This is a genomic window from Bacteroides nordii, assembly GCF_019930665.1.
Lineage (GTDB): Bacteria > Bacteroidota > Bacteroidia > Bacteroidales > Bacteroidaceae > Bacteroides > Bacteroides nordii.
Genome location: NZ_CP082886.1, coordinates 4,451,676 through 4,477,302, shown reverse-complemented (window position 1 = coordinate 4,477,302; position 25,627 = coordinate 4,451,676). Strand labels below are relative to the sequence as shown.

Genomic DNA, 25,627 nt, shown 5'->3' with positions numbered 1-25,627 from the left:
CTACTATGAAAAAGATATATTTTGTTTTTATTTTAATGATATGTTTTATCACTAATAGTAAGGCGCAAAATACACAGCCTAATTGGGAACTTCAAACACCTCAATCGGGGAATAATTCTTATGTAGCTCGTGATTATATACTGTTAAAACCGGGTTTTTCCTATACCGCCACTCCGGGAGAGAGTTTTCATGCTTATACAAATCCTTGCCTTTTATTCCCTTCAACAGACAATACTTATGCCAGGCCCGACGGAACGATAGTGGGAGATGCCACCCAGGGAGCTGTTGTTGGGAAAATACCAGGAGAATTAAATGTCGGTGCCAGTGGGAATGCAGCATATACAATTCCTATATCTTGTCCTCCGGGAGTTAATGGCGTGCAGCCCAACATATCTTTGGTGTATAATAGTCAGTCCGGTAATGGTATTGCGGGTTGGGGATGGAACTTAGGTGGATTGTCCATGATTTCCCGTGTTCCTAAGAATTATTATTATGATAATGAAAAGAGTGGAATCATTTGGGACAAATATTCGCCTTTGGCATTGGATGGACAGCGTCTGGTTGTAAATGGTCCGTTAGTATCTTCTTCTGATACGATTGAATACCGGACAGAGAATGACGAATCTAATAAAATAGTCGGTTACAATATCACTGCCTGGGGACCTAAATATTTCAAAATATTCCAGAAAGATGGAAATGTTTTGGAATATGGAAACCGATCTTCTTTAGCTTCTTATTTTCCTGTTAAATCATCTTCATTGAATTTACCGGATACAGAATTTTACAATTTGGGTTGGGCTCTTCATAAAATAACCGATCCGAACCACAATTTTGTAGAATATGTTTATGCTACAAATAATTCTTTGTCGGGCTCTTATAGCTTTAGTGATACCCGCCTGTCATCAATTATATACGGACACGAAGAAAATGGCAGCAAACAAATTGTGGCAACTATCTACTTTGAATATGATGTTATAGCTAATATGGGGCCTATGTACATTGACGGAATGGAGACAAGAAACCGTAATTGTTTAAAAAAAATAGTTGTCAAAGGACTCAATTCTCAAACGCTTGAAACGTATGATTTGAAATATGAGCCGGAGAGAGATATTTATCATTTAGTGAGTATAAAAAAGACAAATGCCAATGGTGAATCATTTTTACCGATAGAGTTTACATGGGGAGCCCATAGTTATAGTCAAGAATATTCCTCTGTGAAGGAGATTTATCAATCTCCAAAAATGGAAACTTTAGCGGCAGAAGGTTATAGAATTTCATCTATAGTGAAATACTGGGGTGATATCAATGGAGACGGTATTTCGGACCCATTGCTTAAATTCCAATTGAAGCATATAAATAATGGCGATGTAAAATACTTATGGACTATGTATCGTAATGGCGGTAATGGTTATTTTTATTCAGTAGCTGATGCTGAATTTGATTGGAAAACTCACCATACATTTGTATTTGCTGACAATGATAATGATGGTAAAGATGAACTTTATATAGGAGAAGCAGCTACCAGTCCTTATTATTCTTTATATTGCTATAAATATCAGAATGGTGTATTTGGTGCTTATTCCGGTGGAGATGTGAATATAAGGTTGTCTGAATATGATTTTAATAGAAAGGAAGAGTTGTATGCTATTCCTGGTGACTTTTTAGGAGATGGCAGTACTCAATTTATGGTGATAGTGGGTAATAATTATATATGTAAATTTTCTGTTGATGGCGTTTCTTCTGATATAGGCTATTGTAAAAGGATATATCTTACCGATATAAATGGAAATGGAAAGCAGGAATTGATGTGCATGACGGACAATACTACCAATTTTTATGAATATAGTAAACTGTCTAATTCTTTTGTTAATATCTATTCTACAAATTCTTTCCATTATAAGGATAAAATATATGTAGGTGATTTTAATGGAGATGGTAATACTGATATATTGAGGCAAGAATATATACGTTCATATGGATATTGGAGTATTTGGAATTCAACCGGTAAGAGTCTGTTTGATAGTGGTGTGGATAAAAACATTTTTCATGGAAAAATGAATGTGGAGCCCTTATTGATGGATGTCAATCAAGATGGTAAAACGGATATTTTAATAAAATATCCTAATTATGTTAGTGGAGCTGCGAGCGAAGGGACTATGGAATTATTATTAAATATCGGAGGCCGTTTTGTTACTGTATTACAATCTACGAAAAAATTGGATGATCTTGAATTCACAACTTATGGCAAGTTCGATTCCGAGCTAAATAAGAATGTTTTTGTAGAGAATATTCACGTTGTAGCTACGACTACGATTCCTCATTATTACACCTTCTGCCGGGGAGTAAAGTTCAATAAGATACTCAAAATAAAAAATGCTTATGAGGATGAATATGTTATCAACTATAAGAGCGTAAAAAGTCCTTTTAACGGTGGTATAAATATTACTGCTGATGCCAATATCCTGACATCTTTACCTCCTGAGTTTGAAGTTGCCAGCCAGATCACCGGAAAATTGTTTAATCAGCAATATACCTTCGGTACTCCATTGATTCACAAGCAAGGTAAAGGGTTCTTTGGATTTAAGAATATACAAATTCGTGACAATATTAATGGCCGGATAACCGTTAATGAGAATGATATGAATACTGAGTATTATGTTACTTACCCTAAAAGTACACTGACGAAGACTACAAGTGGGAGTCTCATTAGTGAGAGTAAGAATGTGTACAGTTTTGTGAAACAGCAGAAGGCTTTTCATCTTCAGCTTCAATCTCAAACACAGAAAGATTATTTGAGCAATGTTACTGTGACTAAAGAATATAGTCGCTATGATGACAGTAATAATCCTCAAAGTATTGTAACGAAATATGGCACTTCCTTTACTGAGACTCAGGAATTAAAATATATAAAGAAAGGTTCCTGGTGTGCCAATAAGATAGAAAAAATAACAACTACAAAATCCAGGGCAGGTGTTCCCGATGATATTCGTACACAAGAATACACTTATGATGGCAAAGGTAATCTGCTGACTAAAACAGAGGACCCGAATACCTCTTTTGCTGTCTCTACAGTTTATAGCAATTATGATAAATATGGGAATCCGGGATTAATAACCCTTAAGGCTGGTAATGAATCGCGTTCTACTTCTTTGGCTTATTCGTCTACCGGACGTTTCATTGCCAGGAAAACGAATAACCTGTTGAATGAAACCGTCACTTATAACTATGATGAAGGCCGGAGTCTGCTTTTAAGCGAGACATCCAGGCTGGGTACTACAATTTATGAATATGATGGATTCGGTCGTCAGATTAAAACAGTTTCACCGGATAAGGTGGAATCCGTAAAACTCCTGAAATGGGCTAGTACCGGTAGTATGGCCGGAAGCAGATTTTACGAATATACAGAAACTTCCGGTCAGTCTCCTGTTACCGTCTGGTATGATAATATGGAGCGTGAACTTGGTCAGAAGTACTATGGCCTGGGTGGAAAGGAAATTATTTCAAGTAAGGAATATAACTCCAAAGGACAGTTGTATCGTATTTCCGAACCTTACTTTTCTGGAGAATCTGTCACTTGGGCTTCCACTAATTATTATGATAGCTATGGGCGTTTGCAGAGTTCTGTTACGCCTTTGGGCACTACTTCTTATTCTTATAGCGGACTGACTACTCAAGTGACCTCGCCTAACACCACTACTACCACTGTGAAGAATGCTTTGGGTGAAACCGTTTCACAAACGACTAATGGCAAAACGGTTTCTTACTCCTATTATGCTTCGGGAGCAGTGAAGACTGCTACTCCCGAAGGTGGGACACCTATTAGCATGGAATATGACTTGGTAGGAAACCGTACAAAACTGACAGATCCGGATGCTGGTGTCATTACGACTGTTTATGATGCCTGGAGGCAACTGAAAAGTGAGACACAAAGCATACATATAGGAAAATCTCCTGTGGTCACAAATTATACTTATTCAAAAGGTTTATTATCGAAAGTGAATCGTCAGGGTGAGGTTACAAACTATGATTATGACAGTAATAACAGGCTAAGCGAAATCCGTATTGACGGTAAGCATACCCAGCAGTTTACCTATGATCATCTGGACAGGATTGTGAAGCTCGTCGAAAACATAAAAAATGAAAAGTCATATACTGCTGAAACTTCTTACGATGTCTTTGGCAGAATAAAGAAGGAGACTTATCCGGACGGATATGTCATCAACAATTCGTATGATTCTTATGGCAATCTGATATCCGTAACCGATTCTTATGACAATAGGATCTGGCAAGGCTTGTCGGCTAATGCCCGTGGACAGCTTACTAAGACTAAACAGGGAAATGTAGAGAAAACTCAGTCTTATGACAGTCGTGGACTGCCCTCATCCATTTCTGCCGCCGCCATAATGAATATGGCTTATACTTTTAATAATAAGGGCAACCTAATCTCCCGAAGCGACTTGCTCACCGGTCACAAGGAGGACTTTACTTATGATACCATGAATCGTCTGACAGCCTGGAATATAAGTAAAGATAATATTTCACAAGCGAGTAACAGTATAGATTATAATCCGACCACCGGAACAATCACTACTAAAAGTGATGTCGGTTTTACTTTCGATTATGGAGAAGAAAATGGCAAGCCTCATGCCTTGACTTCATTAAGTGGTAAGCCCGATAAAATACCTAATTCAACTCAGACTGTCACCTATACCGACTTCAAGAAAGTAAAGAATATCAGTTTGGGAAGTAAATCTCTGGCTTTGGATTATGGAGTAGATGAGCAACGGCGTAAGGGTATCTTTAAAGATGGCAATGCCACTTTTACCCGTTATTATTCCGGTAATTATGAAGAAGAGATCTATTCATCGGGTAAAGTTAAAAAGATTCATTATATTAGTGGTGGAGATGGTTTGGCCGGAATTTACATAAATGATGACGGCAATAATCGTTTCTATTCTACTTATTGTGATTATCAAGGTTCTCTGTTGGCTTTAACAGATATGAATGGCGTAGTAAAAGAGAGGTACGCCTATGGCCCGTGGGGGAATCGTCGTAACCCCGTTTTATGGAAAGACCCGGACGTGCGTACTAAGTTTATTGTTGATAGAGGGTATACCCTGCATGAACATTTGGATGGTTTTGGGCTGATAAACATGAATGGTCGTGTATACGATCCTTTGCTGGGTATGTTTTTAAGTCCTGATCCTTATGTGCAGGCACCGGGTAATTGGTTGAATTACAATCGGTATGGGTATTGCTATGGAAATCCGTTGCTGTATACGGATCCGAGTGGGGAACTCCTTTTAGAGTTAATAGCAGGTGCTATTATCGGCACTTATATTGGAGGAAGTATTGCAAATCATAGTTATAATCCAGGTAAATGGGATTATAGTTCTGGTAGGACATGGGGGTATATGGTTGGTGGTGCCATTATTGGTGCGGCATCTGGAGTTTTGGGCTCTTATGTAGCTGCTTCGGGAATGCCTATGGCTAATACTGCATCCATGTTAACCGGTTCATATGTTAATTCTATTGGAATGCATATGATGACAGGAGGTAAAGTTCCTGTTTCTTTAAATTTAGGAGGAGTATCTTATGATATGACTAATAATATATTTGGCTATCTTGGAAAAAAAGGAAATAAAAAAATAGATAATTGGATGTATGGATTAGGAGGATTAGGAAATTTGCAAGATATTTTGGCAGGAATGAAACCTGGAAGCGCTGTTCTTAGGACAGAAAATGATCCAGAACTGAAAATGGATTTAATTGGACATACTCAATTATCTGATAATGATAATAAAATTTTAATAGATTGGGGGCCTGTAGAAACTACGAAGTTCAAATGGGTAAAAGCTACAAATTTTTATGAGGGCGGAATCCCTATTTCCACAGAAAAAATGAAATGGAAACCGTTAAGTGTTAAAAATGTAAATATAGGTAGGCTGACTAAGATTTCAGAGCATTTGAATAAAGGAGGGAGATATAATTTGTTTTTTAATAGTTGTGTTTCTAAGGTTTCCCGAGCTTTAAATAGGAGTGGCGCTTTTAACATTGGTATTCATCCCTATTTGTTACATGCTCAAATGTATATGCGTTCCATAGGATTTAGACCATTCATCAATTCGTATTATTTTGAATACTTTAATTAATTATGAAAACAATGTTATTAGTATTATTGACGTGTTTGCCTATCATCTCTTTAGATAGTCAAACTATTCATACTCAAAAAATGTATCTTTATGAGTTTTTTCCAAATCGAGGATATACGACTATGGGAGCTGTTGGTCAGTTTCTTGACTTGGAGAAATCTAATGTAAAAAAGATTGAATTATCTCAGAATGAGGTAGTACAGTTTGAAGTTATATTAAGTAGAATTGAGGCAAAACGGCATTACCAAACGAAACTAAACGGATGTTTTTTTTCAACCTACATTAAAGACGGCTTGAAAAATAATATTTTGCTTAGTAAAAATTATATTATTAATTTGAGTAACCGAAAACAATATAAAATTGAAAATACTAAATATCAAAAATGGATTAATGATTTATTGATAAAGTATAATTTGAGAGAGAAAACGGGAGTTGATAATTCACTATTGCTGAACAATTATGAAAGTACATACTTAAATGCAATTTTCAAGGACAGTTTAAATGGTTTTGATTTTCATGGAAAGAAAATAGGATTTATCAGAAATGGGGGAAACAGTAAAGTTCATTATTTTAATATGTAGAAAAGGCATATTATTGATAAAAATCATGCTTGTGATAATGGTACTTTATACATCTTCAATACTATGCAAAAAGAGGGAAGCGGGGGCTATGATGCTGCAATTGTGTATTGGAGTAAATTTTTAGTACCGATAGAAAAAATAGTTAAAAGATTGGAAGAGTAAAATTAGGAAATATTGCTGAATAGGAACGTGTTCTCATCTTTTTTTACTATATATGGGTATGTATTTTGAAACAGTTATGAATTGGTATGTAGTCGGTCATTTAATAAAGGAACTTTGTAGGGATATTCCTTTAAATAGTCTTTCGGCTTGAAATTTATTAAATCAATATAGTATGGAAAAATTAGTAGCGAAAATCGTAATTGGATATGATATTGCATACATGTACAATAACGAAAACAGACCCGGTACATGCCCGATTTGTCATAACATAATAGAGCAGATACCAGATCCTTTGTATAAAGTCCCTAAAAAGAAAGGAGATCTGTTCTATACTTATGATCACTTTTGTATTGTTTCTGAGAAATTTAAAAGGTTTTGTGACGAAAGAGCATACCCGTATTTAACCTTTGTTGCGTTAACTAAATCTGTAGGATATTATTTTTTCATGCCACAAGATATTTATAAGTTAGATTATATTCGTCGGAATGTACAATTTATTGATAAACGAGCTTGTTGTGGTTGTTATGATGAAGTTATTGGGATGTCACCTAGCTATAAAAAAATGAATTTTTCAATGTCTACAAATGATTTTATTTGTCGTTCTGAGTATAACTTTGGATCATACGGATGCAAATCTCCATTAATAATCGTCGGGTTGGATACAGCGACAGCAATGAAATCCTATGGTTTAATGGGCATTTATTATGATAAAGTCTTTTTATAGCATTAAAAAAGCAAACAAATGTGAAATACTATCCCCATGTAAAATATAGGAGAAAAAATATGTTTTTAAGTAATTTCTTTTCTAAGCTATTCCAACATGAAGAAAAGATGGAATACATAACAGGAAAGGCTGCATCTTTTGAAGATGTTTGCCTGTCCGATTTAGAGAAATATCCAATATGGGTATTTGCGATAGACCATGAAGAAGATTATGAAGAAGGTCAGGATGAGTCTTGGATAGAGCCAATCACGAACTCAACAGATGTAACTGAAGAGCTTCGTGTGGCTTATATTTTTCTCAAAGTGAAAGAGAACGATTGTCCTGTTTTCGGTTGTTTGGACATTCGAAACATGTTGCTTGATGGTCTTTCGTACTGGGACTTTGCAGATGAAAATTGGAAAGAATTTCAATCGCTTGACATTCCATCACCCATTTATCTTATTTCGGTTCCCTCTATTCTGGGGCAGGCGGCAGTTGAGTTTGTAGTCAATGAAAATAAGGAAAGTGCCAGAATATATAAACATACTATTCCTTAATTTCGGAATAATTAGCGATGTGATAAATTGCATTCGATTGCCGTTGAGTTGCTAAGTATAAATATGCTGTGAGATTTTTTAGATTTGAAATTGTTAGTGTCCGGAATCGTTTAGAAAGTGGATTATCTTATTAGTATGAGAAGTCGTGTAGAGAAAACTCAGTTTTATAATAGCTGTAGATTGCTTTTATTCATTACGGCGAGTGTTGTCTAAATATGGCTTATACTTTTAATATAAGGCCAACTTGATTTCCCGAAGTGACTTGCTTACGAGGTACAAGGAGGACTTTATGTATGGTACTATGAACCGTCTGACAGCTCGGAATATAAGTAAAGATAATATAGATTTGGTTATAGAATATTCATAGTTAAGTAGTTGTGTTACTCGTACATCAATGGCTCTTAATATGTCTGCGATTTTTAATATTGGTATTCATCTTTTTTGCTACATGCAAGTATGTAGCTACCATACTGATACAGATCTTTATAATATAATGGTGAGATTAATGATGCATAATTATGAATATTGAATTTATCAAATAGTATGAGATTTTTATTATTCTTTTTATTTCACGTTATTATCATGAATAATACTGTGATGTCAGTTCTTAGAATATCAGATAATGGGGTTTTAATAGCGTCTGTCTATAAAGAAATCGAGAATGGATATATTATTTTCTTGATACCTATTGGTAATGAAACAAAAGAAATAACATATAGCTATTCGATAGATACTTTGAATAGAAAAGTTACTTGTTCAAGATTAGGAGAAAAAGTGTACAGTAGTTCAGAACGGAAAAAGTATTTGAATAGTTTTCGATTTAAAACAGCTGATGAATTTAATAAAAAGCAGAAAAAAAGTTGGAGAGAGAAATACTATAAATATTTTGCGGATGATTTTTTGGATATGACTAACGATAAAAAGATAAATTTATTAGATGAAATGTGTGCAATAAAAATATAAGATTCTTATGCTGCTACTTTGGGAATGCTTTTTAAATGCTTTAATTATTTATAAAGTATAATTTGGAAAAGAAAACGGAGTTGTATAAAATAGGAGTTGATAATTCACCACTACTAAACGATTATGAAACAATTTATTTTTGTATTTTATTTACTATTCCCATTGTCTGGTTATGCCCAAATAATGTTCTATTCAGATATGTTCACGAATAGTCAACTGTGTTTGACACTCAATTCTGACAACAAATTTGACCTTAAGATGTATTTTGATTATCCGGTAGATTATGATAGTCAAACGATCTGTTGGGCTGAAGGAAGTGTGGCATATAAAAACGATACAATTATTTGTTTGGATTCGAAAACAGACAAAAAAATCATTTTTATTAGAAAATTGCATAATGATATTATTAAAGCGATATACTGGAATGATTATAAGGCTGATAGTTATAGATGTCTGAATAATGAGAAGAAGATTCATTTTTCTGATTTAATAACTACAAATCCAGAGTTCCTTATAAGGATTAAGAAAAGTCGATTGAATATAGATACTGATTCTATATTTGTTAGTCTCTATTCATGGGAAAAGGGAAAGAAGAAAATACTTTTTGAAGGTGTTCAAAAGGAATCTTTGAAAGAGAACAAAAAAAGTTGGTTTGAGTGATATTTTAATTGATAGTTGGAATGGAAAAGTTTTATATTATATGTTTTTTGTACAGGCGGATATTTAAGTCTTGCGCGTTTTTATGTAGTGTAGGAGAAGGTTTAGCGTCCGGTTATTGGGGAGTAGCCCCTTTACGGTATCAGTTACCTCCATTTATGAAATCTGTATTGTATTAAATTTGAATAAAACGTTATTATGTAAATACTGTATTAATGCTTAATGTTAGACATTATGAAATTAGAAGTAAATAAGAAGATAATCTTTTTTAGTTTTATTATATGGGCTGTATCTATCCATTCGCAGAAACAAGAGTCGTACTGTTACATTCCTTCAGATAAAGATGTGGATAAAGAAACAACTTTTAATGTTGATGAGATTTTTTATTATGGTATTGATGTTGATTTGAAAAAACAGAGGTATCTCCTTTCCATAGGGTTGTATCCCGATTCAGATTCGCACTTTATTAAATTGATATCATATGGTAAATGCTCTATAAAAGACAGTATATTAACAATGCATGATCATGTTCACGATATACAGATGAGTGCTCGATTAGAAAAGAAGGGGCTGTCTTTTATACATTGTTTCCCTTTTTTGAAAAATAAGTTTTTTATGTCTGTATATTTTGAAGACGATTTTGATTATCATATTGAAACGACGTGGAACTTATCTTCGGCAGAAGGAAGACGGATAAACTTTTCTTATCCATTGGATAAGTTGTTTCTTGATGGATATTATAAAATGACAGATGACGACTACTCGATGTATATAAAAGAAAATAATTATGTGTTATTTTATAAAGGGTTACTTTTATCTAAAGGTAAGTTGGCGAAAGGAGGGATAAATGAAATTATATTAGTTGATATGTCGTTAAGTTCGACTTTTTCGGTCTGGTTGGATGGTAATTCATTGAGAAGTATATGTTTACCTGGGATTTATAAGAATGTAACTTTTAGAAAGGTGGAATAATCTATCATATGAAATGAACATGATTGCTTTCCTTTTGCCAAAAGATACGAAGAGGTGTCTCCCTGTTTTAGGTTTGCAGAAATTTAATAATTACAATCCTTTTGAAACGAACAATTATGAGCCACAAGAAGATAGTAGAGTTTGAGCCTTATTCAAAAGGTTTATTATCGAAAGTGAATCGTCAGGGTGAGGTTACGAATTATGATTATGACAGTAATAACAGGCTAAGCGAAATCCGTATTGACGGTAAGCATACCCAGCAGTTTACCTATGATCATCTGGACAGGATTGTGAAGCTCGTCGAAAACATAAAAAATGAAAAGTCATATACTGCTGAAACTTCTTACGATGTCTTTGGCAGAATAAAGAAGGAGACTTATCCGGACGGATATGTCATCAACAATTCGTATGATTCTTATGGCAATCTGATATCCGTAACCGATTCTTATGACAATAAGATCTGGCAAGGCTTGTCGGCTAATGCCCGTGGACAGCTTACTAAGACTAAACAGGGAAATGTAGAGAAAACTCAGTTTTATGACAGTCGTGGACTGCCCTTATCCATTTCTGCCGCCGCCATAATGAATATGGCTTATACTTTTAATAATAAGGGCAACCTAATCTCCCGAAGCGACTTACTCACCGGTCACAAGGAAGACTTTACGTATGATGGCATGAACCGTCTGACAGCCTGGAATATAAGTAAAGATAATATTTCACAAGCGAGTAACAGTATAGATTATAATCCGACCACCGGAACAATCACTACTAAAAGTGATGTCGGTTTTACTTTCGGCTATGGAGAAGAAAATGGCAAGCCTCATGCCTTGACCTCATTAAGTGGTAAGCCCGATAGAATACCTAATTCAGCTCAGACTGTCACCTATACCGATTTCAAGAAAGTAAAGAATATCAGTTTGGGAAGTAAATCTTTGGTTCTGGATTACGAGGTAGATGAGCAGCGGCGCAAGGGTGTCTTTAAAGATGGTAGTGCCACTTTTACCCGTTATTATTCCGGTAATTATGAAGAAGAGGTCGATTCATCGGGTAAAGTTAAAAAGATTCATTATGTTAGTGGTGGAGATGGTTTGGCCGGAATTTACATAAATGATGACGGCAATAATCGTTTCTATTCTACTTATTGTGATTATCAAGGTTCTCTGTTGGCTTTAACAGATATGAATGGCGTAGTAAAAGAGAGGTACGCCTATGACCCGTGGGGGAATCGTCGTAACCCTGCTTTATGGAAAGATACTGAAACGCGTACTAAGTTTATTGTTGACAGAGGGTATACTCTGCATGAACATTTGGATGGTTTTGGGTTGATAAACATGAATGGTCGTGTATACGATCCTTTGCTGGGTATGTTTTTAAGTCCTGATCCTTATGTGCAGGCACCTGGTAATTGGTTGAATTATAATCGGTATGGGTATTGCTATGGAAATCCGCTATTATATACGGACCCGAGTGGGGAACTCCTTTTAGAGTTAATAGCAGGTGCTATTATTGGCACTTATATTGGAGGAAGTATTGCAAATCATAGTTATAATCCAGGCAAATGGGATTATAGTTCTGGTAGGACATGGGGATATATGGTTGGTGGTGCTATTATTGGTGCGGCATCTGGAGTTTTGGGCTCTTATGTAGCTGCTTCGGGAATGCCTATGGCTAATACAGCATCCATGTTAACTGGATCATATGTAAATTCAGTTGGGATGCATATAATGTCGGGAGAGCAAGTTCCTGTTTCTTTAAGTTTAGGAGCAGCATCTTACGATATGACTAATAATAAATTTAAATATTTTATGAAAAAAGGAAATGGGAGATTTGATAATTGGATGTATGCATTAGGGGGATTGGGAAATCTAAAAGATATAAATGATATTGTTGATGTAACTGTAGCTAATTTGTATACGCAAAATAGATATGAAGACGGTCGTTTCGATTTTATATCCCATACAGGAATAGAAGGAGTAGAAAAAAAAGATATATTGATGTCTTATGGGCCAGCTTCTGATGCAAAAATAAAAGGGTATTTAGGATTTGCCTTAGAACCTAAACTAAGTACTTCATATTATCCAATAGAGAAGGCATTATCATTAAAAAGTAATGAGTTTACTGTAAATAAGTATTTATTTACTGCTCTTAGAGCTACTAGTAAGGTAAGCTTTTATCAGGGTCTTACTTCTAATTGTGTTAATTGGGCTTCTCTGGGGTTGTGGTTGAATGGAATTCCCAATATTGGTATTCATCCTTTTTTGCTGCATGCAAGTATGTATCTACATACTGATACAAATCTTTATAATACAATGGTGGGATTAATGATGCATAATTATGAATATTGAATTTATTAAATAGTATGAGATTTTTATTGTTCTTTTTATTTCACGTTATTATCATGAATAATACTGTGATGTCAGCTCTTAGAATATCAGATAATGAGGTTTTAATAGCGTCTGTCTATAAAGAAATCGAGAATGGATATATTATTTTCTTGATACCTATTGGTGATGAAACAAAAGAAATAACATATAGTTATTCGATAGATACTTTGAATAGAAAAGTTACTTGTTCAAGATTAGGAGAAAAAGTGTACAGTAGTTCAGAACGGAAAAAGTGTTTGAATAGTTTTCGATTTAAAACAGCTGATGAGTTTAATAAAAAGCAGAAAAAAAGTTGGAGAGAGAAATACTATAAATATTTTGCGGATGATTTTTTGGATATGACTAACGATAAAAAGATAAATTTATTAGATGAAATGTGTGCAATAAAAATATAAGATTCTTATGCTGCTACCTTGGGAATGCTTTTTAAATGCTTTAATTATTTATAAAGTATAATTTGGAAAAGAAAACGGAGTTGTATAAAATAGGAGTTGATAATTCACCACTACTAAACGATTATGAAAGAATTTATTTTTGTATTTTATTTACTATTCCCATTGTCTGGTTATGCCCAAATAATGTTCTATTCAGATATGTTCACGAATAGTCAACTGTGTTTGACACTCAATTCTGACAACGAATTTGACCTTAAGATGTAATTTTGATTATCCGGTAGATTATGATAGTCAAACGATCTGTTGGGCTGAAGGAAGTGTGGCATACAAAAACGATACAATTATTTGTTTGGATTCGAAAACAGACAAAAAAATCATTTTTATTAGAAAATTGCATAATGATATTATTAAAGCGATATACTGGAATGATTATAAGGCTGATAGTTATAGATGTCCGAATAATGGGAAGAAGATTCGTTTTTCTGATTTAATAGCTACAAATCCGGAGTTCCTTATAAGGATTAAGAAAAGTCGATTGAATATAGATACTGATTCTATATTTGTTAGTCTCTATTCATAGGAAAAGGGAAGGAAGAAAATACTATTTGAAGGATTTCAAAGAGAGCCTTCAAAGAAAAATAAAAGATTTTGGTTTGATTAAGAAGTATTCTAAATGGGGTTTAATGATAACTAATTCGGCTATTTTTTATTAGGTCCGAATGGTTAATCATATGCGATCTTAATCAAATAATCCAGGCCCTGATATTCGACAACATTTCCTTATATCACAGAGGTTTGTTGTATTAAAAGGATTCTATGATAGTTATCCGCATAAATATTAGGATGCAAGGCTGATTTTTATCGTAATAATCATATCATGAGATAGTGGGGACATCAGTGATTAAAAAAGTGAAACTTTGAAAATTTAGAATTAAAAGATGAGTTTCCTTCTCTTACCCCGCCCAATTCTCCCTGTCCAGATTGCGGTAGCTGATAGCTTCCGCCAGATGGGCTGGGAGTATTTGTTCGCTTCCTTCCAGATCGGCAATGGTACGTGATACTTTCAATATACGGTCATAGGCACGGGCGGACAAGTTGAAGCGTTCCATGGCGGTTTTTAGTAAAGTAAGTCCTTTGTTGTCGGGTTGTGCATAGGTAGAGATCAGTTTGCTCGTCATTTGAGCATTACAGTAGATGCCGGGATGATTGGAAAAGCGTTGTTCCTGTATCTGTCGGGCTTTTATCACACGTTTGCGAATTTCGCAGCTTGGTTCTGCCGGTCGTTTACTGGCCATTTCTTCAAAAGGAACGGGGACTATCTCTATCTGTATGTCAATTCGGTCAAGTAGGGGACCGGATATTTTATTCAGATACTTCTGTACCTGTCCGGGAGAACAAACACAAGCCTTTGTAGGATGATTGTAATATCCGCAGGGGCAAGGATTCATGGAGGCGATTAAGGTAAAGCTGGCAGGATAATCAATACTGCATTTTACCCGCGAAATGGTGATGCGGCGATCTTCCAATGGCTGGCGTAGTACTTCTAATACCCCTCTTTGAAACTCTGGTAACTCATCCAGAAAGAGTACACCATTATGTGCCAGGCTAATTTCGCCCGGCTGAGGGAAACTACCTCCTCCTACCATTGCTGTTTGTGAGATGGTATGATGTGGATCGCGGAAAGGACGTTTGGATATGAGTGAGGCATTACGTCCCAATTTTCCGGCAACAGAGTGTATCTTGGTGGTTTCCAGACTTTCGCCCAGGGAAAGAGGGGGGAGTATAGAAGGTAAGCGCTTAGCCATCATTGATTTACCGCAACCAGGGGCGCCAACGAGAATCAGATTGTGTCCGCCGGCTGCTGCTACTTCAAGAGCGCGTTTTACATTTTCCTGCCCTTTTACATCAGAGAAGTCGCATTCAAAGTTTTCCTGCTGGGCATAGAATTCTTCCCGGGTATTGACTATGGTAGGCTGTAGTTCCTGCTTCGCATTGAAGAATTCAATTACTTCCCGGATATTGGTTACACCATACACGTTCAGGTTATTAACAACTGCTGCTTCGCGTGCATTTTGCTGCGGTACGATCAGACCTTCAAAGCCTTCTTCACGTGCTTTAATAGCGATGGGCAATGCACCGGTGATGGGTTGTATACTTCCATCAAGGCTTAGCTCACCCATCATCAGATAGTGAGGGAGTTTCTCGCAGGAAATGGTTTCATTGGCAGCAAGAATACCTATTGCGAGGGGGAGATCATAGGCTGATCCTTCCTTGCGAATGTCTGCCGGAGCCATATTGATAACAATATTGCTGGTAGGCATCTTGTATCCGGTCACTTGTAAGGCAGAAATGATGCGTTGATGACTTTCTTTCACAGCAGAGTCGGGCAAACCAACCAGGTAGAACATACAGCCTCTTGAGCTGTTTACTTCGATGGTAATGATCGTTGCGTCAATACCTTGTATGGCAGCGCCACAAACCTTTATTAACATATTCTTTGTTTATGTTTGTTGTACGAATTTGATAATATTCCGGTAAAGGTAATTAAATAAACCGGAAATAATAATGATATGTTGTTGAATAATTTCTTTTATTTGAAAAATAACACTTTATTGTGTGATATCTTGTGTGAAATCTTTTGGAAATTTACCAAATTGTTCATAAAAGCATTTAGCGAAATAAGATGCTGAATTAAATCCAACCAAAAAGCGAACTTCATTTATTCTATATTTGCCTGTGGCCAACAACTCTGCACTTTTATTTAAACGAATAAGTTTAATATAATTATTAGGAGTTACTCCAGTAATACTTTTAATTTTGTTATGTAAGCTAGTACGACTAATGGCAAAATCAGAAGCTATATTATCTATAGAAAATTCCTCTGATGACATATTTTCCAGGATGAGCTCATTTAACTTCTTGATAAATAGTGCATTCTCGCTATCTGTTTCATTGTTTAGTTTATAATACTCTAAAGGTGATTCGATGAACTTCTTATGTATATTATGTCTGTTTTCAAGAACACTATTGATTTGTGCCTTTAATTGTTCTATAGAAAATGGTTTCTCCATATATACATCTGCGCCTTTTTTTAAGCCGTTAATTTTGGTTCCTGTATCAGTCTTTGCCGACAGCAAAATAAGAGGAAGATGGGAGAATGAAATATTACTTTTTATTTGATTGCATAATTCCAATCCATCCATTTCAGGCATTAGTATGTCCGAAACTATGATATCGATCATATTGCCACTATTCAGAATACTCATTGCTTCTACTCCGTTTTTTGCTTCTAAAACAGTATAGCTATCGGATAAACAGTCGTTTATAAAGGTCCGAAGTTCTGCATTGTCTTCTACAATCAAAATGACCTGTTTTGATTTCTGGTGGACTGATTTGGGGGATTCTGTAGGAGGTATCTCTGTTTCGATAATCTCATGTTTCATTATTAGTTTTTCTTTTAACGGGTTGGCCGGCAGTACTAATGTGAAGATACTTCCTTTACCATATTCGGACTGAACTTGAATATCTCCTCCTAACTTACGTGCCAGTGCTTTTGAGAAAGAAAGACCAATTCCTGTCCCTCCAAGATTTTGAAAATGCTGTTTTGTTTCTTGTATTTGATAAAAAGGAAGAAATATTTTCTGTTGTTCGCTACTTCTGATACCATTTCCGTCATCAATGATGGAAATAAGAATTTTAGAATCATTCTCTTTTTGTAGTTTTATGTTGATTTGTGTTTTAGTGAATTTTACAGCATTAGAAACAAGGTTACTCACTATTTTATAGAGAGCCTCAGGGTCTACATCTTCAATAATTGGTTCATTTTCTGCTTCGAATGATATTTTTATTTGTTGCTGGTAAGAACTTTGCTTATACTGATTGTAAACTTGTTGTACGATTTGGGTTATATTTTGTTGACTGATGTTCAGAATAAACATATCGTTTTCTATTTTTCTGAAGTCAAGTAATTGATTAATAAGTATTAGTAGACGGTCCGTATTTCGTTTAATAACTGACAAATATTTTTGTGTTTGCATATTACCATCTTTGGTGGCAATAATCATTTCTAGTGGTCCGGTAATAAGTGAGAGTGGGGTTTTTATTTCGTGAGCTATATTAGTAAAGAAATTAATTTTTGCTTCATATGTCTCTTTCTCTTTAGCTACCTGATATCTGTATTGTTTCTTTTCGTTTTCAATTATTAAATGCTTTTTGTATCGATTGATAACATAGCTTACGATGATGGTACATAGGATGATATAGAGTATAATCATGTAATACTCTTGCCAAAAAGGAGGTCTGATTCGGAGCGCTATACTATAACCATTATTATTCCAGATTCCATTATTATTACTTCCTTTTACAGTAAATGTATATTTTCCTGGAGGTATATTCATGTAATATGCTGTATTATTTAATGTGTAATTCCAGTTTTTATCAAATCCTTTTAGCATGTATGCATATTTGTTAGTTTCCGGAAAAATATAACTTAATGCAATAAAATCAAAACTGAAGGTTGATTGTTTGGAAGAGAGCACAATTTCTTTTGTATTGCTTATTGATTTTTTTAAAGGGGAACTTTGACCTATAGGTAATTCTTCATTGAAAACTTTGAAACTGGTGATATGTATAGGAGGAGTGATGTTATTTTCTGTAAATTCCGATGGGTTAATTGAAATAAATCCATTCGTGCCTCCGAAATAGAGCAGGCCGGCAGATCCACGTAGGGAGCATCTAAAGTTGTATTGTATCTCTTGTCCAATATAGCCAAATGTTTTGATATACTCAGTTGTACTGTTTTGAACAATCTGTGCTAATCCTTTTGGAGTACTAATCCATATATTCCCATATTTGTCATCTATGATTGAGTAAATGATGTCTGAAGGCATTCCATTCTCAAGATTGAATATGTTTTTGATTTTCTTCTGAGCTATATTAAAAACAATTACTCCTTTTTCTTTAGTTCCTATCCATAAATCATTTTTTTCTCTGTTATATAATAAACAGCTGAGGTTATTTATATCAATTTTATTGGAAATGTCGGAGAAATGTTGCCATTCTCCATTGGGATATAAGCAGTAAAGCCCATAAGCATGTGTAGCAAACCAAATTGTTCCTGATGCACTTTCTGTCATATCTGCAATAGGACGACCAGATAAAGCTTCTGGCCTTTTTAATTTTTGTCCGGGGCACATGATGGCACATCCGCCTTCTTCCAGGGCAAATATTAGAGTACCGTTTTGGGTTTTAAATATTGATTTTCCTTCAATCGTATTGAGTGGGATTGTTGCAATTACCTTACCATTTGTAGCAGAAATGATTCTCACTCCTCTTCCGTAAATACTTACGTACAATGTGTCATTGGATAAATAAAGGTTTTGTATATTGTGATAATCCAACATAAAGGTATTACCTAATTGTTTAGTTTGGGGATTGTAACGGTATACAATGTTATTATTATGGGTAGATAACAATATATTCTGTTTGTTATCTTCCACCATACTGCTGGTGATGGAATGTTTTTGAGCAGTTGCTTCTTCTATATCGTAGAAGGATATAAATTTATTGACGTTTGGAGCGAAATAAGTGACTCCGTTGAAATAGGTTCCAACCCAGAATGCCCCTTCTTTGTCACGAGAAATACAGAATGTAGAGTTATCGACTATGCTCCTATCGGAATATTCTTCTTTTACTATTTGAAAGCTTTCTGTCGATTTATTCAGGAGTATGAGGCCTTTGTCTGATCCCATGATGAGTTCCTTGTCTGAGTAGGGGGTTATCGATTTTATATTACCAATATTGGAAAGATAATGGCTACATTCATTTTTTGTAGGATTATATTTAAAAAGACCGTTTGTGAAAGTACCTATCCACAAATTATTATCTTCATCACAATAGATGGAATATATTGATTGTTTGTTTACGTCGAGTTTAGGATGTTTTATTGGAGTAAATGTGTCATTTGATGAACTGAAAAGCACAAGACCATACCCTGCTGTTCCTAGCCAAATATTATTTTGTTGATCGTTTACTATTGTCCAAATAAAATTTGATGGAATACTTTGGGGCGTTTTTGAGGCTACAAAGTGTTTTTGAACACGAAGATTATTGTCTAATTGGAATAATCCTTCACCATGAGTTGCGATCAAAATGTTGCCATGGGAATCTTCCATTATGTCATTCACAGTGATATCATTTTGTTTTTCTTTCTTTAAAGCAATATGATGAAAGTGATCGTATTCCCGGTCATAATAATATAGTCCTCTGCGTGTTCCTATTAACATTCGATGCTTTGAATCTTCTTTTATACAATGTATAAAATTGTGCCCAATTGATAAGGAGTCTTGAAGACGATTTTTGTATATTTTGAAATTTTTCCCGTCAAAACGATTAAGCCCGTCATTCGTTCCAACCCAGATAAACCCTTGGCTATCTTGCATGATTGCCCACACACAGTTGTTAGATAAGCCGTTTTCTTTTTGATAGTTTCGGAAGCAGGAACCTTGCACGTCGAATTGTATTAGACAACAAAGTATTGCCAGGACAAGCGTATGTTTCATAGTTTTATTTTGATTGAAAAACGTAAGCAAAATTAAACATTTTATTTAGAACCTGTTTAATTTTAAAAGTTTGAGATAAAAATAGTGTTTCTTTTTACCTTGAATTTAGTTACCGATTTGAAATAGCATTTATTCAATGGATTAAAAAAACACAGTGGCAAGTTATTAAGAAAATCCTGAATTTGCAAGAAGAAAACAAAAATATGATTTACGTATGAAATGGAATACCATATTTTATTAAAAAAATGGAATGTGAAAGGCGCATATTTCTTTCACTGGTGTAGAATCTATTTTTTTATGGGGCTACCTTCTATTGGGTAGAGAAAATGATAAGATTGATTTATTTCTTTGTTACATTACTTTATTAGTTGTAATATGTTTGTCTTTTCTTGTTATATTTTGTTCTTTTTGGTTACTCTTTAATTCCTTTTGTGGCTGCTATCTCGTTGATATATAGATTGTTATATTGATATTGTACTTATGCAGTATATCTTGGGGAATATAAATCGTGAGTTTGTTATCAATTGTTTTTTTTCTGTCGGATATTGTCCTCTGATGAATAAAAAGCCTAATATATTTGTTGCCGGTATTAATTATTAAAAAGTAATATTATGAAAAAAGGAATATTTACTAAAATTCTTTATTTGGTAGCTATCTTATTGCTAGCTACGCAAGATATTTTCGCAGACGTTAGTAATCCACCCCAAACAATCCCTGTTCCCCCAACTCAGGAAGCAGCTTCTGTCAAATCGATTTTTTGTGATGAATATACTGATATTACATCTATTAAAGGCTTTAGTGGGCGAGGAAGCGCTACTGCAACTGTAAAGTCTGTGATGGGGAATGATATGATTTATTTTGATCAGGGTCTTGGCGGATGGTCTTTTGTCGAATTAGGCACTACGATAAATCTTGATGATTGCGAAGCACTTTGCTTTGACATTTATGTAGTTAAAACCGGATTTACTTTAAAAGTTTATTTTGGACAGGGTGCTTCTGTCACAATACCAACACCTTTAGTAGAAGGATGGAATAAAATCGAGATTAAACTGGATGATTACCGAATTTTGCCTGCTGGAAAAATACCTGATCTTACCCAGATAAGTAAAATAGGTTTTATAAATGGCGGTGGATATGATAGGACTGTCTATATTGATAACATTTACGCTTATGGGGATTTAGGCGGCGATAATCCCTCAGTGGATCCGAATGCACCTACGGTGGCTGCTCCTACACCTAAGCATAAAGATACGGATGTAAAATCGATTTTTAGTGATGCCTATGACAACATTACTAATTTAATTTTAAACAATCCCGGCAGCCCGGCAGCGGAAATGGCAGTAGTAACACCTTTTGAAGGCGATAATATGCTTAGGTTCAATTCATTAAACTGGGCCTTGGTTAAATTTGACCCGACTCTAAATCTTGATGGCATGGATTATCTCCATTTTGATGTTTGGGCAGAAAGTACACGTACTATTAAACTCGGTCTTGGTAATTGGTCGTCACAAGCAAACACAGATGCTCTAACCTTAAATGCCGGATGGACAAGTTTTGACATACCGATGAGTGTGTTTAAGAGTGCTGACTTAACTAACATTATTGTTTCTAAAATATTCAGCGGCAATGGCTTTGCTATTACAAGGTTGTATTTTGATAATATATATACGTATAAAGGTGATCCGGTTGGGACACCCATAATATATATAGAACCTGCGCCGGAGCCGATATTAGCCCCTAAAACTGTTAAGTCTGTTTTTACGGACAAATACAACAATATAGCCAATCTTGAAGAAGGTGGTACTGTTGGCCTCACGGATTTTGATCTTGTATACCGTCTTACGGAGGCTGATAAAGTCTTGAGAATATGCTCTCTTGAAGAGATGACACTCCATACAACTGCTACACTTGACTTTAGTGATATGGAGAATATACATTTCAGTATGTATTGTGATGGCGAAGGAGGGAGTGGTACACTTGAAATTGGATTCCAGGCCCAAGGATCGGAAACGGCTTATTATTCCTCGTTATTTCCTGTTCTCAAAACAGACGAATGGAATTATGTGAATATTCCGGTTCACGAGTTGAAAGAAGCCGGACTGGATTGTTCTAAGATAGATAAAATACTTTTCCGTGGCTCGGGTAATATCTATATTGATAATATTTTTGCTTTTAAAGGTGACTATGCTATGGGATTAGGAGAAGAAGGGACTATTTCTGTTGACTGGAATTTGGCATCGGCAGATGATGTTCTTCCTGATAAGGAGAAGGCTTATTTAGGTGTAAATCTGGCGCAAGGTTCAGGGGGAACAGTTCATGGTGTATTTAATACAAACTATTCTTATCCAACATTTAAGGATCTTCACTATTTTAAATCAAAAGGTGTACGGCTTATTCGTTTTCCTTTTCGTTGGGAACGTGTACAACATGAAGTAAATGGACCGTTGGATATGGAACTTGATATGAAAAAGATCAAGGAGGTAATTGCTGAGGCCGAACGTATCGGTATGTATGTGATGCTTGATATGCATGATTATTGTCGTAGGAATGTTGATGGTGTAACTTGTAAGATCAGTGATTCTGGAAAATTGACAAAAGAACATTTAGCTGATGTGTGGAAGAAAATAGCTGTTGAGTGTCAGATGTACAAGAATATTTGGGGATATGATATAATGAATGAACCTTATGGTTTAGATAAGGGCGTATGGTATTCGACAGCACAAGCTGTTATTGATGCTATTAGAACTGTAGATATGCAAACGCCTATAGTAATAGAGGGTGAAAGTTATGCGTCTTCATCTACGTGGCCTTCAACCGGTGGAGGATTAATTGGATTGAATGATCCGGCTAATAATTTGATTTTTCAGGCACATTGTTATTTTGATAAAGATAAAAGTGGGCATTATAATTTGGGAGATTTTGATAAGGAAGTTTCTGATCCACAACAACATATTAAACGTTTGCAACCATTTGTAGAATGGCTGAAAGAACATAATCAACGTGGAATTTTAGGTGAATTTGGGGTACCAGGAAATGATGTTCGCTGGTTGAATTTGCTGGATGAAGTTATTGCTTATCTCAAAGAAAATCGTGTTGCTGCTACATATTGGGTAGCAGGTGGATGGTCATCTAATGATAAGGTAAGTATTCATCCGCTGAAAAACTATACTGTGGAAAGAGCTCAAATGAGAATTTTTGAGAAATACACAAAAGATTATGATAACACTTCGTCAGGAACAGGATGCATTTTACATAATGAATCTGGAGATTTGGAAATTTATTCTGATGTAACAGCTGATCATGTGTACGTTAAAGCGGATAAGGCTATGAAAAGTATTGCCCTGTTTACTATGTCCGGGCAGTGTATAAAGAAGGAAAGTATTGGCTCATCTGAAGCAAGAATTGTAACTGACGGATTAGTTCCGGGTGTATATCTGATCCGGATTCTTATAGAAAACGGAAGTGTTAGGAATTTTAAATTTGTAAAATATTAAAAGATGAAAGTTTCTCATATAATAGGTATTGTTTTATTTTTTTTTATGGCAGGAATGGTTTCTTGTAAGGAAACAGTTAAGCAATCCTTTAAAGAACCATCTGCCTTAAAAGTAAAAAAGAATGTTTTTATTAATGATTCAGGAAAGATTGTTAGATTGTGTGGCGTGAGTTTCTCAGATCCGGATAAGTTGAAAAAAGAGAATCAATGGAATTTACGTTATTTTGAAGAAGCGCGGCGTTGGGGATGTAATGTGATACGTTTACCAATACATCCTTACACATGGCGCTATCGCGGAGTAGAAGATTATCTAAAAATACTGGATCAGGGAGTGGAATGGGCCAGGCAAACCAATATGTATGTTATTATTGATTGGCATGCTATCGGTAATCTGCCGGAAAATGTTTATCCTCATTTTAATTATGCTACCAATTGGGCAGAAACTATAAACTTTTGGAAAATTATAGCTGAACATTATAAGGGTAATTCTACTGTGGCTTTTTATGAGTTGTTTAATGAACCATGTGATCAAGGAAAACCATTGAGTTGGGATGCGTGGCAGCCCCTGATGGAACAGTTGATAGATAGTATCAATATGATTGATGATCAGAAAGTATATTTGGTGGCTGGAATGAATTGGGCTTATTTACTTGATGAAGTCGTGCAAAAACCGGTAGATCGTAATAATGTTGCTTATGTGACACATCCTTATCCTCAAAAGGTAGATGCACCTTGGGAGGATAAATGGGAAAGAAACTGGGGGCATGTCGCTGACCATTATCCGGTGGTGGCTACCGAAATGGGATATGTGGTGAAAGGACAACGTGGTGAACACATTCCATGTATAGGTGATGAAAAATATGGTGAAGCTATTATTAATTATCTTGATAAAAAGGGAATTTCATACACAGTGTGGTGTTTTGATCCTTCTTGGGCACCTGCGCTTTTGGACGATTTTGACTTCAATCTCACACGACAAGGAGAATTCTTTAAAAGAAAGTTACAAATGAAATAGTTGTTTTTACTTACATTAAAATTTATTATTATGAAAAAGTTTTTATTCGTGTTGTTGGCCGTATGGGTTGCTACCACTAATCTTACGGCGCAAGTGGCTTCAGATGTCGTGATTTATAAAGGAACAGATATTGATCCGAATGGAAAGGCGGATGATAATATTTGGAAGGATATTACACCGGTTGATATAACCAACGTTTTTAATTATGAGGAGCCTACGGTAACCTCTTTCTTTAAGATGTTTTACACCGATGAATATATTTATGTCTTGGTTGATGTCACTGATGATGTTCATTATCCGGCTTGGTTGGCCAACGATGTAAAAAATCAATGGAAATATGATAAAGTAGAAATTTATTTTGATATTAACGATAATCTGAAAGATGGGCAAGGGCCTGCTTACATTGATGGTGTAATGGCACCTGGACATTACCAAATAGCACCTGCATTGACAGAAGAAGGTTATGGAGAACCATTTGTAACAGAGGGAGTATTATATGGGACTATGAGTGATATGGCTACAGTTTGTTATGATATGAAGCCCGACGGAAAAGGATATGTTGTAGAGTGCCAGATCCCTATTTATGCATTTGTTAATGATAAAGGCGAAGAGCTGGATGTAGATAAACTTACTTCTTTACCTCAAGGTATGGGCTTCGATGTAATAATTGTTGATAATGACAATGATGGCAAAGGACGTAAAAGAGCTGTTTGGAAGAATATCGGACCTACTGAACCTTATAATAATATGGATGCCTGCGGTGTAATAACTTTTAGTACAGCTACTCCTTCCGGGTTATCTCAAACAGATACATCCTCTGTTTATGTTCACTATGATAAACGAGCGGAAACAGTTGCTGTTAAAGGTGATTGTAGTAGAGTTGTATTTATCGCTGCCTCTGGTTCAGAAGTGAAAACTGCTGAAACAAATATTTCGGAAATAGATGTGACTGATTTACAATCTGGTTTGTACCTTCTTAAATTATATTATGGTGACCATTTGCTGAAAGTGGTTAAGATCGTTAAATAATCTA

The 25,627-nt window shown here is 35.3% G+C and carries 14 protein-coding genes; 12 read left to right on the top strand and 2 right to left on the bottom strand.

Annotated features, from left to right (window positions below; translation table 11 throughout):
* Positions 1 to 5: 5 nt before the first annotated feature.
* The 9 genes from K8P02_RS17535 to K8P02_RS17495 all read left to right on the top strand — a co-directional run bounded on the left by K8P02_RS17535 (position 6) and on the right by K8P02_RS17495 (position 13,526).
* Positions 6 to 6,152: an RHS repeat-associated core domain-containing protein gene (locus tag K8P02_RS17535; protein ID WP_223381596.1), complete on the top strand. Its 6,147-nt coding sequence runs from the start codon at positions 6 to 8 to the stop codon at positions 6,150 to 6,152.
* Between the two features lie 2 nt (positions 6,153 to 6,154).
* Positions 6,155 to 6,733 carry a hypothetical protein gene (locus K8P02_RS17530; protein ID WP_155921499.1) on the top strand — a complete coding sequence of 193 codons (579 nt, stop codon included), beginning with the start codon at positions 6,155 to 6,157 and terminating at the stop codon, positions 6,731 to 6,733.
* 334 nt (positions 6,734 to 7,067) lie between these two features.
* On the top strand, positions 7,068 to 7,619 hold the full coding sequence (locus K8P02_RS17525; protein WP_025868324.1) for a hypothetical protein: 552 nt from the start codon (positions 7,068 to 7,070) through the stop codon (positions 7,617 to 7,619).
* A gap of 107 nt (positions 7,620 to 7,726) precedes the next feature.
* Positions 7,727 to 8,155, top strand: coding sequence for a hypothetical protein (locus K8P02_RS17520; protein ID WP_223381594.1), 429 nt, complete (start codon positions 7,727 to 7,729; stop codon positions 8,153 to 8,155).
* 543 nt (positions 8,156 to 8,698) lie between these two features.
* Positions 8,699 to 9,118 (top strand): hypothetical protein, encoded by a 420-nt coding sequence (locus tag K8P02_RS17515; RefSeq protein WP_223381592.1) that lies wholly within the window; start codon positions 8,699 to 8,701, stop codon positions 9,116 to 9,118.
* 123 nt (positions 9,119 to 9,241) lie between these two features.
* Positions 9,242 to 9,778, top strand: coding sequence for a hypothetical protein (locus tag K8P02_RS17510; protein ID WP_223381590.1), 537 nt, complete (start codon positions 9,242 to 9,244; stop codon positions 9,776 to 9,778).
* 231 nt (positions 9,779 to 10,009) lie between these two features.
* Positions 10,010 to 10,747 (top strand): hypothetical protein, encoded by a 738-nt coding sequence (locus K8P02_RS17505; protein ID WP_155921507.1) that lies wholly within the window; start codon positions 10,010 to 10,012, stop codon positions 10,745 to 10,747.
* A gap of 101 nt (positions 10,748 to 10,848) precedes the next feature.
* Positions 10,849 to 13,092, top strand: a complete 2,244-nt coding sequence (locus tag K8P02_RS17500; RefSeq protein WP_223381588.1) for an RHS repeat domain-containing protein — start codon at positions 10,849 to 10,851, stop codon at positions 13,090 to 13,092.
* A gap of 14 nt (positions 13,093 to 13,106) precedes the next feature.
* Positions 13,107 to 13,526 (top strand): hypothetical protein, encoded by a 420-nt coding sequence (locus tag K8P02_RS17495; protein ID WP_195349133.1) that lies wholly within the window; start codon positions 13,107 to 13,109, stop codon positions 13,524 to 13,526.
* A gap of 953 nt (positions 13,527 to 14,479) precedes the next feature.
* Here the strand turns inward: K8P02_RS17495 and K8P02_RS17490 are convergent.
* Together K8P02_RS17490 and K8P02_RS17485 are read right to left on the bottom strand one after the other, a co-directional pair.
* Complete coding sequence (locus K8P02_RS17490) at positions 14,480 to 16,018, bottom strand: YifB family Mg chelatase-like AAA ATPase (RefSeq protein WP_025867527.1); 1,539 nt, start codon at positions 16,016 to 16,018, stop codon at positions 14,480 to 14,482.
* A gap of 117 nt (positions 16,019 to 16,135) precedes the next feature.
* The gene (locus K8P02_RS17485) at positions 16,136 to 20,086 is read right to left on the bottom strand and encodes a two-component regulator propeller domain-containing protein (RefSeq protein WP_223381586.1); all 3,951 of its coding nucleotides are present in this window, start codon (positions 20,084 to 20,086) and stop codon (positions 16,136 to 16,138) included.
* 611 nt (positions 20,087 to 20,697) lie between these two features.
* On the opposite strand from K8P02_RS17485, the gene K8P02_RS17480 reads away from it, so the two are divergent.
* Genes K8P02_RS17480 through K8P02_RS17470 form a run of 3 tightly spaced genes read left to right on the top strand, consistent with a single transcriptional unit; the run spans position 20,698 to position 25,623 of the window.
* Complete coding sequence (locus K8P02_RS17480) at positions 20,698 to 23,580, top strand: cellulase family glycosylhydrolase (protein WP_223381583.1); 2,883 nt, start codon at positions 20,698 to 20,700, stop codon at positions 23,578 to 23,580.
* Positions 23,581 to 23,583: 3 nt separating this feature from the next.
* Positions 23,584 to 24,594: a glycoside hydrolase family 5 protein gene (locus tag K8P02_RS17475; protein ID WP_007482869.1), complete on the top strand. Its 1,011-nt coding sequence runs from the start codon at positions 23,584 to 23,586 to the stop codon at positions 24,592 to 24,594.
* 30 nt (positions 24,595 to 24,624) lie between these two features.
* Positions 24,625 to 25,623, top strand: coding sequence for a sugar-binding protein (locus tag K8P02_RS17470; protein WP_147351260.1), 999 nt, complete (start codon positions 24,625 to 24,627; stop codon positions 25,621 to 25,623).
* Positions 25,624 to 25,627: the final 4 nt, after the last annotated feature.